The following is a 15,935-nucleotide window of genomic DNA, read 5'->3' as shown; positions in this document are numbered from 1 at the left end:
TCAAAATAATGAGACACGGTAAAAAAGTAAATCACTTAGGAAGAACTGCTTCACATCGTAAGGCAATGCTGTCCAACCTGGCAGCTTCCCTTATCCTGCACAAGCGCGTTTCCACTACAGTAGCTAAAGCAAAAGCCCTGCGTAAGTATGTAGAGCCCCTGCTGACAAAATCAAAGAACGATACAACACACTCCCGCAGAACTGTTTTTGCTTATCTGCAAAACAAAGAGTCTTTAAAGGAGCTTTTTGATGAGGTATCTGCTAAGATCGCGAACAGACCAGGCGGATACACCCGGATACTGAAAACTGGTTACCGTTTAGGTGACAACGCAGAAATGTGTGTGATCGAGTTAGTAGATTACAACGAGGACATGCTGACTACAACAGGAACTGCTGCTGCCGGTGCTAAGAGAAGCCGTCGCCGTGGTGGTAAGAAAACTTCAGCTGATACAGCTGCTCCTGCTGCACAGGCTGCTATACCAGCTCCGGCTGCTGAAGCCCCTGCTGCACCTGAAACATCTGAGACTACTGGTGAAGAGACAAAAGATGCTGAATAAGCTTTGTTTGTAAATATTTTAAAGGGACATGACGTAAGTCGTGTCCCTTTTTTATTTTTGTAAAAATATCTGTGTATGAAAAAACAAATAGCAACGGAAGCAATCCTTCTTTTAGAAGATGGAACCATTTACAAAGGCAAAAGCCTGGGGCGTATTGGTACGTCTGGTGGAGAGCTCTGTTTTAATACAGGGATGACCGGCTATCAGGAGATCTTTACCGATCCCTCCTATTTTGGGCAGGTGGTAGTAACGACTGTCTCACATGTTGGTAATTATGGTGTGCAGCACCAAGAAGTAGAGTCAGACAAGGTGCAGATCAGTGCATTGGTATGCAAAGACTTTTCTACCCACTTTTCGAGAGGCACAGCTGAAGGCTCATTGCAGGAATACTTCGAAAAAGCCGGTGTAGTTGGAATTTGTGAGATAGATACAAGGGCACTGGTGCGCCATATCCGCGATAAAGGAGCAATGAATGCCATCGTCTCTTCCGAAACCATAGATATAGAGGTACTGCGAAAGAAACTGGCAGAAGTGCCCTCTATGGCTGGGCTGGAGTTGTCCTCCAAAGTAAGCACACCAACAGTATATGAATTTAAACCTGAAGAAACCAAGTATAAAGTAGCGGTGCTAGACTTAGGCGTAAAGCAGAATAGCCTGAAAAATTTGGTTGCTCGCGGTTGTGAAGTGAAGGTCTTTCCGTACAACACGCCCTTTGAGGAGATGGAGGAGTGGAACCCGGATGGTTATTTTATCTCAAACGGACCAGGAGATCCGGCTGCGACGACAGTAGCAGTAAACAGCGTTAAGCAGATGCTGGAGAAACAAAAACCCTTATTTGGTATTTGCATGGGCCACCAGATGTTAGCGCAAGCCAATGGCATAGACACTTATAAAATGCATAACGGGCACCGGGGCTTAAATCACCCGGTTAAAAATTTGATAACCGGACGCTGTGAAGTAACTTCACAAAATCATGGGTTTGTGGTAGACGCGGAACAGTTGATGAATCATCCGTTGCTGGAGGTCACGCATATTAACCTCAACGATAACACTGTCGAGGGAATACGTATGAAAGATAAGCCGGCTTTCTCAGTCCAGTACCACCCGGAGTCCTCACCAGGGCCACATGATTCCACTTATCTTTTTGATGAGTTTGTTGCCCTGCTGGAAAAGAGTAAGTAAAACTATAGATAAATATTAAACTATGAGCTTAATAACTGATATTAAAGCCCGCCAAATCTTCGATTCAAGAGGCAATCCTACTGTTGAAGTAGACGTAATGACAGAAACAGGTATTCTGGGCCGTGCGGCAGTGCCTTCCGGAGCCTCTACAGGCGTACACGAGGCCGTTGAACTGCGCGATAATGATAAGAGCAAGTACATGGGCAAAGGTGTGCTGCAGGCTGTTAAGAACGTAAATGAAAAGATAGCGGAAGAGCTCATAGGTTTTCCGGTGTACGAGCAAAACCTGCTCGACAAAATCATGATCGAGCTGGATGCCTCTGACAACAAAGGCAACCTGGGAGCTAATGCTATTTTAGGTGTTTCCCTGGCTATTGCCCGTGCAGCTGCGCAGGAGCTGAACATGCCGTTGTACCGCTATGTGGGAGGTGTAAATGCCAACACACTCCCGGTGCCGATGATGAACATCCTGAATGGCGGTAGCCATGCTGATAACTCCATCGATTTCCAGGAGTTTATGATCATGCCGGTTGGCGCGCCTTCTTTCTCTGAAGCGTTGCGCATGGGCACCGAGGTGTTCCATCACCTGAAAAACGTACTCAAGAAAAAGGGCCTTTCTACCAACGTGGGCGATGAAGGCGGTTTTGCTCCGAACATCGCATCGAATGAAGAAGCAATCCAGGTGGTGCTGCAGGCCATTGAAACGGCCGGCTACAAGCCTGGTGATGACTTTATGATTGCCATGGACGCCGCCAGCTCTGAATTTTATGATGCGACTACCGGGCAATATCACTTCAAAAAGTCTACCGGCGACAAGCTGACCTCTTCTGAAATGGTTAGCTTTTGGGCTGATTGGGTGAAAAAATACCCGATCATTTCTATTGAAGATGGTATGGCCGAAGATGACTGGAAAGGCTGGAAGCAGCAGACCGAAGCTATTGGCGATAAAGTGCAGCTGGTTGGTGACGACCTGTTCGTAACGAACGTAAAGCGCTTGCAGCAAGGTATAGATCAGAAAATAGCAAACGCGATCTTGATTAAAGTGAACCAGATTGGTTCGTTAACCGAAACGATAGATGCTATTAACCTGGGCCGTCGTCATGGATACAAGAGCGTGATGAGCCACCGTTCTGGTGAGACAGAGGATAACACCATTGCTGACTTAGCTGTGGCGCTGAACACTGGCCAGATCAAAACTGGTTCTGCCTCCCGCTCAGATCGTATGGCCAAGTATAACCAACTGCTTCGTATAGAGGAAGAACTGGGAGAAGTAGCTTACTTCCCTGGAAAGAATTTCTAATATTTGCTTCAAGAAAATAATTATTACAAAGGCTGTGGGTTATATGACTCACAGCCTTATTTTTGTAGAGGTATCTTAATCTGAAAGCTATGTTGAAGCGCATCCCTAAAATATTCCGGAATTTCTATCTGATTATGACTGTGCTGTTCCTGGTGTGGATGCTCTTTTTCGATTCGAATGATTTTATAACGCAGTACCAGATGAGCAAAAAGCTGGCTGACCTGGAGGAAGACAGAGAACACTACCTGGAGAAGATGGAAGAAGTGCAGAAAGACCGCAAGGAGCTGATGGGTAACCCGGAGCTACTGGAGAAATTTGCCCGTGAAAAGTACCTGATGAAGCGCCCGAACGAAGATGTATTCATCATTGTGCCGAAAGATGAGGAATAAATCTCCTACAAACTGTTATACACTGAAAGCCCGCTCATACCGGGCTTTTATTTTTTACCTCCCCCCAACTGCGCTTTATCAGGCGCCGCTTAGCACTATACGTCTGAGCATACTTTAGCATGGATCGACAACTGAGCATGTTATGGAGATTACACAACTTCCGCTTCAGCAGGAAAAACAGACAAATACATCCACTCACGACATTTATACTTCAATTTACCTGGTGTTGGAAACCATGTGCACGCTGTAGTTCAAAAGTAGGGGCCAGCCAGGTATAAGTATAATCACCTTCGATTGCTGCAGCACCGTTAGAGCGTGCTTTCCTTGAAGCCTCCTGCCTAAATAATTTGTACCTTTGTGCCCCGTGCTGTTATGCTAAGGCAGCAGCGGCAAGCAAAAACAGATACTATGGCAAAAGTGGCAATAAATCTTTCTACCGGGGCGCTTCAGCAGGAGGAAGTAATTGTAGGCATTGATCTAGGTACAACCAATAGTTTGGTGGCCTACATTCATCCTGAAGATAAAAGACCTGTTGCGATAAATGACCAGGACCGGGGCACCGTAGTCCCTTCGGTGGTACATTTTACAAAGGCGGGCGAGACACTGGTGGGCACAGAAGCAAGGGAATACCTCTTAACAGATCCGGCCAATACCATTTACTCGGTTAAGCGGCTGTTGGGCAAATCTTACCAGGACCTGAACAAGCACACAGACTACTTCGGATACAAGATCATAGATGACAACAGTGAGGGGCTGGTGAAGGTGCGGGTGCAAGATACCTTCTACTCGCCTATTGAGTTGTCGGCGGAGATATTAAAGGAACTGCGCGCGCGCGCAGAGCACGCCCTGAAAACACCGGTGAACCGCGCCGTGATTACCGTACCGGCCTACTTCAACGACTCACAGCGGCAAGCTACGCGTGATGCCGGCAAGCTGGCGGGCCTGGAGGTCCTGCGCATCGTGAACGAGCCCACTGCGGCAGCGCTGGCCTACGGCATCGGTATTGATCCATCCGAGGAGAAGACCGTAGCTGTATATGACCTCGGCGGAGGAACTTTCGACATTTCTATTTTAAGTATACACCAGGGCATATTCGAGGTGCTTTCTACGAATGGCGATACATACCTGGGCGGCGACGACTTTGACCGGGCTATTATAAACCACTGGATACAGCACAATGAACTGGTTGCAGACTTGGTAAACCAGGACAAGCACCTGCAACAGGAGCTGCGCCTGAAAGCGGAAGAAGCTAAGAAAACCCTCAGTGAACAGGAAGTATATACCGGTACGATTGCAGGCAAAATAGATTGTCACCTGGAGCGCCATACCTTCGAGGCATTGATAGCGGCTATACTTGCCCGCACGATTGACAGCTGCAGGCAGGCAATGGCCGATGCCAGGCTGCAGCCGGAGCAGATAGATGCCGTGATTATGGTGGGAGGATCTACACGGGTGCCCCTGGTGTACGAAGCAGTATCGGGATTCTTCGGTAAACAGGCAAATAACACGCTGAACCCGGACGAAGTAGTGGCTCTGGGAGCGGCTATTCAGGCCGATATCCTGGCGGGCAATCGCAAAGATATTCTGTTACTGGATGTGACACCGCTTACCCTGGGCATCGAGACGATGGGCGGCCTCATGGACCCGATCATCCCGCGCAACTCTAAAATACCTACCAAAGCTGGCCGCCAATATACCACGTCAGTAGATGGACAGGTGAACATGAAAATATCTGTTTACCAGGGCGAGCGCGACGTAGTACAGGAGAACCGCAAACTAGCTGAATTCGACCTGAAGGGGATTCCTGCCATGCCTGCTGGTTTCCCGAAGGTAGACGTGAATTTTATACTTAATGCGGATGGAATACTGAAGGTCGAGGCGATTGAGCTCCGCTCCGGTACCCGGCAGGAGGTAGAAGTAAAGCCGCAGTACGGCCTGACAGACGCTCAGGTAGAGCAGATGCTGCTGGATTCGATCACCCATGCCCGGGAAGATGTATCAGCGCGAATGCACATAGAAGCACGCACCACGGCCGAGCAGATGCTATACCAGGTGGAGCGCTTCGTAGAGAAGAATAGCGAGCACCTAATGGCTGAGGAAATACAACTAACGCGCCGCAATGTACAGCACCTGAAAGATACCTTAGCTGCCGGAGGTGATAAAGATGCTATCCTGAAAGCAGTGGATGTGCTGGAAGCGCAGACAAGCCCCTTCGCCGAGCGCGTGATGCAGCTCTCCATCAAAAAAGCGATGGCCGGGAAAAGAATAAAGTAAGTATAAAAGCGCTGCATTTAACAGAAGCGCCGGTTGCGATCCTGCCGGCGCTTCTGTTTTTATATAGCTGGGCGAACAGTTCACATTCTGCCTTATAGCAATCCCGAAAGATAACTCCTCCAAACATACTTTGCTTTTGCTATATTCTTGATTCTATGCTGTTTGCTTTTTTAATGGAGGGAGTGTGCGGCCGCGTCAGCAGGTAAAACAAAGTATAAGTTACTGCCGTTAGGAGCCGGAAAGTGCCGGATGGAAGCTTGTACAGGGGCTTGGCGGAAGCTGTAAAATATAAACCTTTTGGCAGCGTTATGGGAGCGAGATCAGGTTTAGCGGGACCTAAAAACAGAGGCTGTAGCTTGTAAAAGTTTAGAGGTCAAGCGGTAATAATTTAGACCTAAAGCTTTTACTTATCGAAAAGTCAAATTACCTTTGTGCCCCGAAAACCAGGAAGCGCACCTCCAAGTCGCCTTCTTTTTAGACGAGAATTTAACCTATTATATCATTTTATAAAATCTAAGCAAGTGACTAAAGCAGAAGTAATATCAGAAATTGCTGATAAAACAGGGATCGATAAGGCAGATGTGCAGGCAACAATCGAGGCGTTTTTCAAAGTAGTGAAAGACTCTATGGCCGATGGAAACAACATCTATGTCAGAGGTTTTGGTAGCTTCGTGAACAAGAGACGCGCCAAGAAAGTAGCACGTAATATTTCGAAGAACACGTCCATCATCATCGACGAGCACTTTATCCCAAGCTTCAAGCCCTCTAAAACTTTCATTCAGAAGATCAAGAACAGCAAAAAAATCAAAGAATTAGCGCATTCCTAATTCTTTTGTATCTTTGCTGTTCAGTTTTTTGTTATTGATTCAGAAACAGTCGCTTACGCAGGAAGAATGTCACGGTCCCAAATACTGATAGTTGTTGTAGCCATCGCCCTGGTGGCCGCCATGTTCTTCTTGCCGAAAGTGATTGTGAATGAGAAGGACAAAGAAACTTTTGCTAAAGGCGAAACTGCCGCCCCGGCTGACGGCCATACCGCAGCAGCAGATGGTCCGCACAGCACTGAAGCTACTGCGGCCACTACTGACCCGCACATGGAAGCTACGCCGGAGCAGCAAATGGCATTAACTACAGCACGGGCCAAGTATAACAAAGCAACCGACGAGCAGGCGCGGGTGAAAATGGCCTCAGCTTTAGCGGATGCTTACTACAAAGCCAACAAGTACGACAGTGCCGGTTACTATTACGAAGTAGCTGCCAAGGCCAGGCCAGGAGAAACAACGTACAAAAAAGCTGGCGATAGCTACTATGAGGCGTTTACGTATGCGCCCACACAGGAGCAGGCTGGTACGTTAGGAGCCAAGGCCCGCGACATGTATACGCAGGTGCTGAAGAATAACCCTGCTGACCTGGATGCCAAAACGAATGTAGCCATGACATACATTGCTACTTCTAACCCGATGCAGGGTATTGTGCTGCTGCGCGAAGTGATCACAGCAGATCCGAACAACGAGAAAGCGCTTTTTAACCTGGGCGTTCTCTCGATGCAGTCCGGACAGTATGACAAAGCAGCAGAGCGTTTCCAGAAACTGGTTTCCCTTAACCCGGACAATGTAGAGGCAACGTTTTATCTGGGCGTATCGCTGGCCAAAACAGGGCACAAAGAGGAAGCCCGCACGCTGTTTAACAAAGTAAAGGGCATGAGCAAAGATCCGGCACTGGACGAATCAGTGAAGGAAGCCCTGGATGCACTCGACAAGTAGAAAAGAAATTATCAATTTATAAAAAACAAGACTATGCCTTGCGGAAAGAAAAGAAAAAGACATAAAATCGCGACTCACAAAAGAAAGAAGCGTCTTAGAAAAAACAGACATAAGAAGAAGTAATTTCTTCTGCGTAATTTAAGCCCACATTGCATTGGCAGTTGTGGGCTTTTGGTCTATACATCCAACTAATCTTTGAGAGAAATTGAGTAACGAACTAATCATCAATTCTACTCAGGATGGAGAACGCATTGCGCTATTACAGGATAAAAGACTCGTAGAATATCACTTCGAACGAAAAGACACGAATTACATCGTGGGTGATATTTTTCTGGGAACTGTAAAAAAAGTAATGCCCGGACTAAATGCTGCTTTTATTGATATTGGCTACCAAAAGGATGCTTTTCTGCATTACCATGATTTGGGCGCTAATATCAAAACGCTGAATAAGTTTGTAAAAGTAGCACAGACACAGAAGAACGCAACCCCTAAACTCAACCAGTTTAAGTTTGAGCCGGAGATAGATAAATTGGGTAAAATAGCTGATGTCCTGAAAAAAGGACAACAGTTATTGGTCCAGATTGTAAAAGAACCTATTTCTACCAAAGGCCCCCGACTATCCTGCGAGATTTCTTTAGCAGGGCGCTACCTGGTACTCGTGCCGTTTTCAAACACGGTAAGCGTATCCAAAAAGATCGTCAGCAAAGAAGAACGCAACAGACTCAAGCGCCTGATCACCTCGATCAAGCCGGAGAACTTCGGGGTCATCATCCGGACAGTAGCCGAAGGGCGCGAAGTAGCTGAACTCGACCGCGATTTGCGCAACATGCTGGCCAACTGGGAGGAAGGGTTTAAAACGTTGCGGATAGCCAAACCAAATGACAAGATCATTGGGGAGCTGAACCGTTCTTCTTCCATTTTGAGGGATTTGTTAAACGAAAGCTTTGACAATATTGTGGTGGACGACACCGCATTATATGATGAGATCAAAGCGTACATCGGCAGTATTGCACCTGATAAGTTAAAAATTCTAAAGCACTACACCGGAAAAACTAAAACCTACGAACACTTTAACATTGAGAAGCAGCTGAAGGCTGCCTTCGGCAAGACAGTTACTATACCGGGCGGCGGATACCTGGTAATAGAACACACCGAAGCACTGCACGTGGTAGATGTTAACAGTGGGAACAAATCTAATACCGAAACCGATCAGGAGGCCACTGCGCTGAATGTGAACATGACGGCTGCCAAAGAAGTAGCCCGACAGCTTCGCCTCCGGGATATAGGTGGTATCATTGTCATCGACTTCATTGATATGAAGTCGGCTGAAAACCGCCAGAAAGTGTTTGAGGTGGTGAAAGAGGAACTGAAACGAGACCGTTCGAAATCGACAGTTCTGCCCATTTCAAAATTTGGCCTGATGCAAATTACGCGGCAACGCGTAAGGCCGGAGCAAAACATTATTACCGGCGAGGTTTGCCCAACTTGTGGCGGCACCGGTAAAATAACAGCCAGTATACTGGTGACAGACGAAATTGATGCAGCGGTAGATGACCTGCTCACAAGCCATAACCACAAAGGTCTGCAGCTTTACCTGCACCCATTCGTGCATGCCTATTATACCAAAGGGCTGTACTCGAAGCAGGTAAAGTGGTTCTTTAAATACTTTAAGTGGGTAAAAATGGTAAAAGATACATCATTGGGCATTACCGACTTTAAGGTGATGGACGAACGGGGTGATGAAATTGAATTGCGCGCGACCTTTACGGATGTAAGCGTTGTGCCTGATGCAGACGAAGATTAATCATACAGTATTAAAAAAAGAGCCGCTCCGATGTAAATCAGAGCGGCTCTTTTGATGTGGAGCGAAGCGGTTGTTTAAAACTTCACGCCGAGGTCCAGCGATACGCTGTTATTTTTTACGGATACATTTTTGTCGCCGAACAAATCGCCATAGTAGTCGTCGATGTTGGTGAGGCCCCGGTGATAGGTAAGGCCGGCGAATATTTTGGTGCTTTGCCCCATCTGGTATTCTACGCCGGTGCCAAGCAGCACATCCGTTTCGAACACGTTGAAGCGTTTGCCTACTTTGTTGCCATCTATTACTTTGTGGTTATTTACAGTAGCGGCCACTTTGGTATTCAGAGCGCCGCCCACCTGGAAGTAAGCAATAGTGCCGGGCGCTATTTCGTTGGTAAAGAGCTTAAGCGAAATGGGCAGCTCCACATATTGCAGTGAAATGTCATCTTTGCCTTGGGTGGTAACCGTGCCGGTGCCCGTATCACGGCTATAACTATAGCTTATTTCGCTGCCTTTGCCGCGGTAAAGCAGGCCGGTGCTGAAAGCATAATTCTGGGCAAAAAAGTAGTCGGCGATTACGCCCACGCCTAGGTGCAGTGAGCTGCTTTCTTTCTGAAGGTTATATCTGTCTTCGGCTACAAAGCGGTTGCCGGCAATGGTAGGTGATAATTCCAGGCCGATTTCAATCTGCGCCATAGCAGAAAAACCAGCACATAAAAATAGAAATAAAAGTGTAAGTTTCTTCATTTGCATAGTTAAATTAAAGCATTGGTGCTATTCTAATACGTAACATCCGGCTATTTTTGTACAAACATACGAAACAATGTATTACAGAATAATCTTATTTGCACTTTTGCTGTGCTGTTTCAGTTGCCAAAAGAATGGCTGTTCGTTGCCCGATGCCATAGCTAAAATGCCTGTAAATGTGAAGATTGAGCGGCTGGAGAAGCCTTTTTTTGCAGCTAACACCAAACAGGATATCAGTAGCTTTTTAAAAGCGCACCCGCTGTTTGCCTCTAAATATTTACAGCAAAAAAAGTATACGGCCGATTCGCTACTGGTCAATCCGTTGTATGATCTGGCTCAAAATCCTGCGCTGGATACGCTGGAGCAGCAGGCGGAGCAAACCTTCCGTGATATGCGCCCGGAAGAGCAGCAATTGGAGACAGCTTTTAAAGTGATCAAGTATAACTTCCCAAACTATCATGTGCCGGAGGTAAAAACATTTGTGACAGGCCTTGGTAGTATGGGCAACGACCTCTTTATATCTGATAGCCTGCTGGTATTTGGTCTGGATTATTTTATCGGACCAACGGCGAAGTATAGGCCTGAAGTATACGAGTACATTCTGAAGCGCTATGAGCGCCAAGCCATGGTGCCCGCTGCCATGCTGCTGCTTTCCAATAGCTTTAATAAAACTGGCAATGGTGAGCGCAGCCTGCTGGACGAAATGATCAATGCCGGGAAAGCCTATTACTTCGTGCAGTCGGTGCTGCCCTGCACCCCGGACAGCGCCATTATCGGCTACTCGGGGCAGCAAGTAGCTGATATCAACTATAACGAAGGGCGTATCTGGGCACATTTCATAGAAAAAGGACTGCTCTATGAGAAAAGTCCTTTTCTGGTGAACAAGTATATTGGGGAGCGACCAGCTACACCAGAGATAGATGCCAAAGCCCCCGGGCGAATTGGTACGTGGGTGGGCTGGCAGATTGTGCGTAAATACATGGAACGCCATCCTGAAGTAACGCTGCCGCAACTGATGGAGGAGACAGATACACAAAAGATATTCAACGAATCTAAATATAAACCGGAGAAGCGGCGCTAGGTATAGTTTGTTGATTGTCGTTGTTTCTTGTTAAAGGATTAAAGATTATCTGTGGACGGTGCAATTGCTGAAAAGCTACGTTTTTCATGTTTCTGATTTGATAACTTTCATGCTATAGTATCAGAACAACCATTTAGCCATCTACCAATTAGCATTCAACCAACAATGTACCTTGCCGTTATCAACCAGCACCACCACAACCCCGATTGCCCGGCTACCTGCCGCCATTATACTTTTCTGGAGCAGTTGGCGCAGCGGCATCGGGTAAGCCTTGTAGCAAGTAACGGCTGGCGCAGCACACGCATCACCCACCACTACAGTTGGGCGCCGGAGGGGGTAACGTTATACGAATGCCAGGTGCCTTATGCCAACAAGATGAGCGTGGTGCAACGGGTAAAGTCATTCACGGGCTTTGCGGCGGCGGCGTTTAAGAAGGCTATGCAGCTGCCCAAACCGGATGTGCTGTGGGCCGTGTCTACGCCGCTGAGCACGCCGTGGGTGGCGGCACAGGTGGCGCGGCTCCGCGGAGTGCCCTGGGTGTTTGAGGTGCAGGATTTATGGCCCAGCTTCCCAATAGAAATGGGCGGCGTGAAGAACAAGCTCCTGCAACAGGGCCTTTACCGCATGGAGAAGCGCCTGTACCGCAGAGCCAGCCATATCATCACCCTCTCCCCGGATATGACGGACTATGTCGCCAGCCTTGGCATCAGCAGGGATAAGATTACCACCAACTACAATGGCACAGACTTGGAAATGGTAGAAGCGGTGCAGCCACAGGATGTAGAGGCTCTCCGGCAGCAGTATAGTCTACAAGACAAGCAGGTGGTGTTGTATGCCGGCACCTATGGCCGGGCTAATGATATACAAACGCTGCAGCAGGCCATCACCTGCCTGGCGGATGAGCCGCGCTTGGTTTTTGTGCTTACGGGAGCTGGTTACTACGAGCCACAACTACTCGAACTGGCGCAGCGGGTACAGAATTTACTGGTGCTGCCACCGCAGCCCCGTCCGGAGGTGTTCAAGTGGTTTAGGCTTGCTGATCTGAGCCTGGTGCTGTTCAAGGAACTGCCGGTGCTCAAGACCAATTCGCCGGCCAAGTTCTACGACAGCCTGGCTTGCGGCACACCCGTTATCGTAACAAACGCGGGCTGGACCAAAAGCTTTGTAGAGCAGCATGGTTGTGGCTGGTATGTGCCTGCCGAACAGCCCAAGGCTCTGGCAAAAAGTATAAAAGAAGCATTGGCCGATCCGGAGAAACTGCAGGCAGCCGGAGTACGCGGTGTGGGCGTTGCGCAGCGCCTGTTCGATAGGCAACAGCTGGTAAAACAGGTAGAGGCGGTGCTGCAGGGAGTTATCCGGTAAGCGTATAACTGGAACTTATTGCCGGTAGTTCAGCTTCTGGATTTGTGGAAAGCCGCCCTATAATTTTAGCTGCTATACTTATAAACTGATTTGATAATGCAGAAGCATCGCCTGTTATTCTTTTTCATGTTAACCTTGCCATTGGTAGGACTACTGCCGCTTACAGGCTGTGTGGCCCGCGACGGGGGCAAGCTGCCGCTCATGATTATACCTGCTAAGGCGAATGCCGATACGCCGCTGGCTATTTTTGTATCCGGAGATGGGGGCTGGACAAGCTTCAGCAAAGACCTGGCAGCAACCCTGGCAGCGAACAACATCCCGGTGGTAGCCTTAAATGCGCGGGAATACTTCTGGAGCAAGAAATCGCCAGAGCAGTTTACAAAAGATATCAGCAGCTTAGCACAGCAGTATATGCAGGAGTGGGGGAAGCAATCATTTATACTGGTAGGCTTTTCATTTGGAGCCGATGTCGCGGCATTTTTGCCGGAAAGGCTACAGCCGGCACTTAAAGCACGCCTAAAGCTTACGGCTTTGCTCTCACCCTCTGCTTCTACCGACTTTGAGGTGAAACTGATGGATATGGCCGGTGTAAGTAGTATCAAGCGCGGGTATGATGTGCTTAAGGAAATAAAAAGGCTGGAGCACCAGAACGTTGTTTGCGTGTTTGGGGCAGATGAAGAGGCCGGCTTAGATCCAGATAAGGTGCGCCCCCTCACGAAAGTAGCCGTGCTGGAAGGCCGTCATTACTTCAACAACAATGCAAAAAAAGTAGCAGAAACGATTCAGAAGAGCATCAGCCGGTAAGTTAGTTACTACTGTAGCCAAGTGTAGCGCATGTCAGGGCGCTTCTGAAACACGCCGCAGGGCTGCAGGCACCTGCACCAGATGGTAATCGTGCTCATAGATGAGGTACTTCTGCTCCCATTTCGGAAAGAACTTCTCTTTATACTTCCGAAGCCCTACAAAGTGGCCGAACACGCGCAGGTGCTCATACGCATACCTGATTCCCCGCTGTGTCATGTTTCGCCCTGCTATCCCCGACATAGGCGCCAAGCCTAGGTTTACGCTGGTGTAACCCTTTTCTTTCAGGTAAAGATATGTTTTGACCAGGAGCAGGTCCAACACGCCGTTTGGAGCATTGCCTACTTTGCGGATCAGGTCGTAAGTGGCTTCGCCAGGCACATAATCTGGCACGAGGTTCAGAAAGGCGTATACTTTTTCCTCCTGGTCCTCCACTGTTAAAATGGTTTGTGTTTTAAGAATGGCAGGATCAAAGACGCCTTGCGTAAAGGTTAGTTCCTGCTGCCCCAGCGCCTGCAGCCAGTCGGTGGATACTTGCTCCAGCTTTTGCAGTATGCCCTCCCGCACCGGTGGATCGTAGGCTTTTACGCTGTAACCCTCGCCGGTGAGGCGGTTCAAGGCACTTCGCGTCGGCTTCATTTTTCCGCCATCTATCGTAAAGGTCGTCAGGTCGAGCACGGCCTCTTCCCCAATAGGAAAGCTCTTCTTGCCCAGCGCACTATACAATGGCAGCGAGCGTTCGGGCACCCGGTAAAAGATGCTTACAAAGCCATTCTCAGTGCAGTAGCGGTCAAAGCTGCGGATAATCGCCTGAAAAGCTGCGGCATCTTTGGCAACCGGATTTTCCAGCACAAAGGCAAAGAGCCGCGTTACTTTAAAAGCCAGAAAAGTCTCACGATCTTCAGAGAAAAACAGTTGCTTGTCGGGGTATACTTTAAAATAATCCAGGGCAGATTGGCCATACTTGTCTAGCAAGGCCTGTGCCTGCTCCCAGTCCTGCTCTGTGTTAAAGGGCTTGGAGAAGTAAGGGCGCAGCAGGCCATACAGCAGCAGCAGGATTACACCCGCACCAGCTGCATAAATCGAGAATATAAAGTAGTGCGCAAAGCGGGTAAGGGGTGTCAGTCCATCATCATCAAACAGGAAGAGCAGGCGCAGCGTACGCTCCACTGCCTGCTGTAAGGTAAAATCTGCCGCAAAGTGCCGCTTATCGATAAAGTAGAAGCCAATTACCCCATAAGCCAGCACAGCCACCACACCAAACAAAAACGTGAGCAGGCTAATGCGGGTATAGCGTGGGTGTGGCTTCAGGCGGTACTGGCGGCGGGTGTACAGCAGCATCAGGCAAGCCAGCAGCGAGAGAGTGGCTTCTTCGTAGTCGGCACCCTTGATAAGGTGACCGGTAAAGGAGAGCAGCAGCAGGGTAGTGGCTACCACCCAGGCACGGCGCGAGCCTTGAAGCAGGAACACCGAAAGCAGCAGCAGCACCAACCCAAACATGAGCACCAGCATGTTGGAAGTATAAACCACATTGGTGGGAAGCAGTCCGTTTACCAAGCGCAGGCGTGCCGGAATGGCGGGCGTAATGGCTGAGATTACGTTGATAAGGCCAACGGCAAGTATAATGAGCGCCGGCATCAGGCGGAGGAGCAGGTTGTCTTTTTTGGTGAGAAAGCTGCTGACACCCAGCAGCAGTGGCACCCAGAATTCAAAAAGACGAAAGAGCAGCGTGGCTGTAGCTGCCTCAACGACGGAGTACCCGTACCGGCCAAGTATAAAGGTAACAGATACCTCTATGGCGCCAAGGCCCCGCAAAAAAGGCGAAGCAATCAGCAGGATCACCATCACTACATAACCCAGGAAAGCCGCCGTAAGGGAAGGAAGGAGCCCCAATGCCAGCAGAGCCAGGTACAGGTGTGCCACTCCGATAAATTCAATCACCACTGAAACCAAGATAGTATACCCGACCGCACGACGGTTTACCTGCTGCTGCAGCATTTCGTCGAGCACCAGCGCAGCAGATGGGTAGCGACCAACAATCAGGCGATAGAGCCAGCCTTTGCGTGAAACAGACCAGAACAGGTATAAAAAGATGCCAACGAGCACCAGCAGGAAGACGAAGCCGAGCACCTCGGCTCCTTGCAGGCTGTTTTGCAGCAGGGCGTAGCCCAGCGCCGGAATAGCCACTACTACAACTGATACCAGGCCGCAGAAGCTAAAAATGGTAGATGCCAGAAGAATCTGGGAGCGGCTGATACCGCGGGCCTCTATGGATTTGGTAAAGAAAGCCAGGGAGGAGAAGCCGCCAGCAGGCAGAAACACGCTTACCAGATTGCGCTTCAGAAAGAGTTGTGTGGCACTTAGCAGCGGCACTTGTTGCCCCAACGCCCGGAAGCTGTACCGATACATTAGCCCCTGTGTAAAAACATAGGCGACGCTGAGCAGCAGCCCTAACACCACATAACTTATATGGGTGTGGTGGAGTTCCTGCCGTATCTGCAAAAGTTCCAGGTGTTCCTGCCGGATAAAGAAAACGGCCATGCCCAACATAAAGGCTGCCAGAATCAGTTGCCAAAAGGCTTTATTCTGGAAAACAGTTGTCAGCCGGGCTCTGAATTGTTGCACCATAAGCGAGAACGAAGTTGTCTTTTCCTGAAGTTAGGGTAAGGTTAAGCTGCC

The 15,935-nt window shown here is 48.8% G+C and carries 13 protein-coding genes; 11 read left to right on the top strand and 2 right to left on the bottom strand.

What is annotated here, in order from left to right; translation table 11 throughout:
• Positions 1 to 8: 8 nt before the first annotated feature.
• The 8 genes from rplQ to ABDW72_RS03660 all read left to right on the top strand — a co-directional run bounded on the left by rplQ (position 9) and on the right by ABDW72_RS03660 (position 9,269).
• Complete coding sequence (gene rplQ / locus ABDW72_RS03695; RefSeq protein ID WP_347157118.1) at positions 9 to 557, top strand: 50S ribosomal protein L17; 549 nt, start codon at positions 9 to 11, stop codon at positions 555 to 557.
• 75 nt (positions 558 to 632) lie between these two features.
• Positions 633 to 1,739 (top strand): glutamine-hydrolyzing carbamoyl-phosphate synthase small subunit, encoded by a 1,107-nt coding sequence (gene carA / locus ABDW72_RS03690; RefSeq protein WP_347157117.1) that lies wholly within the window; start codon positions 633 to 635, stop codon positions 1,737 to 1,739.
• A 22-nt stretch (positions 1,740 to 1,761) separates the two neighbouring features.
• Positions 1,762 to 3,039, top strand: a complete 1,278-nt coding sequence (gene eno / locus ABDW72_RS03685; protein WP_347157116.1) for a phosphopyruvate hydratase — start codon at positions 1,762 to 1,764, stop codon at positions 3,037 to 3,039.
• An 89-nt stretch (positions 3,040 to 3,128) separates the two neighbouring features.
• Positions 3,129 to 3,428, top strand: a complete 300-nt coding sequence (locus ABDW72_RS03680; RefSeq protein WP_347157115.1) for an FtsB family cell division protein — start codon at positions 3,129 to 3,131, stop codon at positions 3,426 to 3,428.
• A 408-nt stretch (positions 3,429 to 3,836) separates the two neighbouring features.
• Positions 3,837 to 5,702, top strand: a complete 1,866-nt coding sequence (gene hscA, locus ABDW72_RS03675; RefSeq protein ID WP_347157114.1) for a Fe-S protein assembly chaperone HscA — start codon at positions 3,837 to 3,839, stop codon at positions 5,700 to 5,702.
• A gap of 506 nt (positions 5,703 to 6,208) precedes the next feature.
• Positions 6,209 to 6,529 (top strand): HU family DNA-binding protein, encoded by a 321-nt coding sequence (locus ABDW72_RS03670; RefSeq protein ID WP_347157647.1) that lies wholly within the window; start codon positions 6,209 to 6,211, stop codon positions 6,527 to 6,529.
• 66 nt (positions 6,530 to 6,595) lie between these two features.
• Positions 6,596 to 7,465 (top strand): tetratricopeptide repeat protein, encoded by an 870-nt coding sequence (locus ABDW72_RS03665; RefSeq protein WP_347157113.1) that lies wholly within the window; start codon positions 6,596 to 6,598, stop codon positions 7,463 to 7,465.
• A 205-nt stretch (positions 7,466 to 7,670) separates the two neighbouring features.
• Positions 7,671 to 9,269: an Rne/Rng family ribonuclease gene (locus ABDW72_RS03660; RefSeq protein WP_347157112.1), complete on the top strand. Its 1,599-nt coding sequence runs from the start codon at positions 7,671 to 7,673 to the stop codon at positions 9,267 to 9,269.
• A 74-nt stretch (positions 9,270 to 9,343) separates the two neighbouring features.
• On the opposite strand, the gene ABDW72_RS03655 is transcribed toward ABDW72_RS03660, so the two are convergent.
• The gene (locus tag ABDW72_RS03655) at positions 9,344 to 9,961 is read right to left on the bottom strand and encodes a porin family protein (RefSeq protein ID WP_347157111.1); all 618 of its coding nucleotides are present in this window, start codon (positions 9,959 to 9,961) and stop codon (positions 9,344 to 9,346) included.
• A 127-nt stretch (positions 9,962 to 10,088) separates the two neighbouring features.
• On the opposite strand from ABDW72_RS03655, the gene gldB reads away from it, so the two are divergent.
• From gldB to ABDW72_RS03640, 3 genes are all read left to right on the top strand, one after another.
• A complete protein-coding gene (gldB, locus tag ABDW72_RS03650) occupies positions 10,089 to 11,093 on the top strand; it encodes a gliding motility lipoprotein GldB (RefSeq protein WP_347157110.1) in 1,005 nt (334 codons plus the stop codon).
• Positions 11,094 to 11,258: 165 nt separating this feature from the next.
• Positions 11,259 to 12,455, top strand: a complete 1,197-nt coding sequence (locus ABDW72_RS03645) for a glycosyltransferase family 4 protein (protein WP_347157109.1) — start codon at positions 11,259 to 11,261, stop codon at positions 12,453 to 12,455.
• 96 nt (positions 12,456 to 12,551) lie between these two features.
• Positions 12,552 to 13,259 carry an AcvB/VirJ family lysyl-phosphatidylglycerol hydrolase gene (locus tag ABDW72_RS03640; RefSeq protein ID WP_347157108.1) on the top strand — a complete coding sequence of 236 codons (708 nt, stop codon included), beginning with the start codon at positions 12,552 to 12,554 and terminating at the stop codon, positions 13,257 to 13,259.
• A gap of 33 nt (positions 13,260 to 13,292) precedes the next feature.
• On the opposite strand, the gene ABDW72_RS03635 is transcribed toward ABDW72_RS03640, so the two are convergent.
• Positions 13,293 to 15,884: a phosphatidylglycerol lysyltransferase domain-containing protein gene (locus ABDW72_RS03635; protein ID WP_347157107.1), complete on the bottom strand. Its 2,592-nt coding sequence runs from the start codon at positions 15,882 to 15,884 to the stop codon at positions 13,293 to 13,295.
• Positions 15,885 to 15,935 lie beyond the last annotated feature (51 nt).

Source organism: Pontibacter chitinilyticus (assembly GCF_039748935.1).
GTDB lineage: Bacteria > Bacteroidota > Bacteroidia > Cytophagales > Hymenobacteraceae > Pontibacter > Pontibacter chitinilyticus.
Note: the sequence above shows the minus strand (reverse complement) of the source record. Positions and strands in the feature narration are given on the sequence as shown.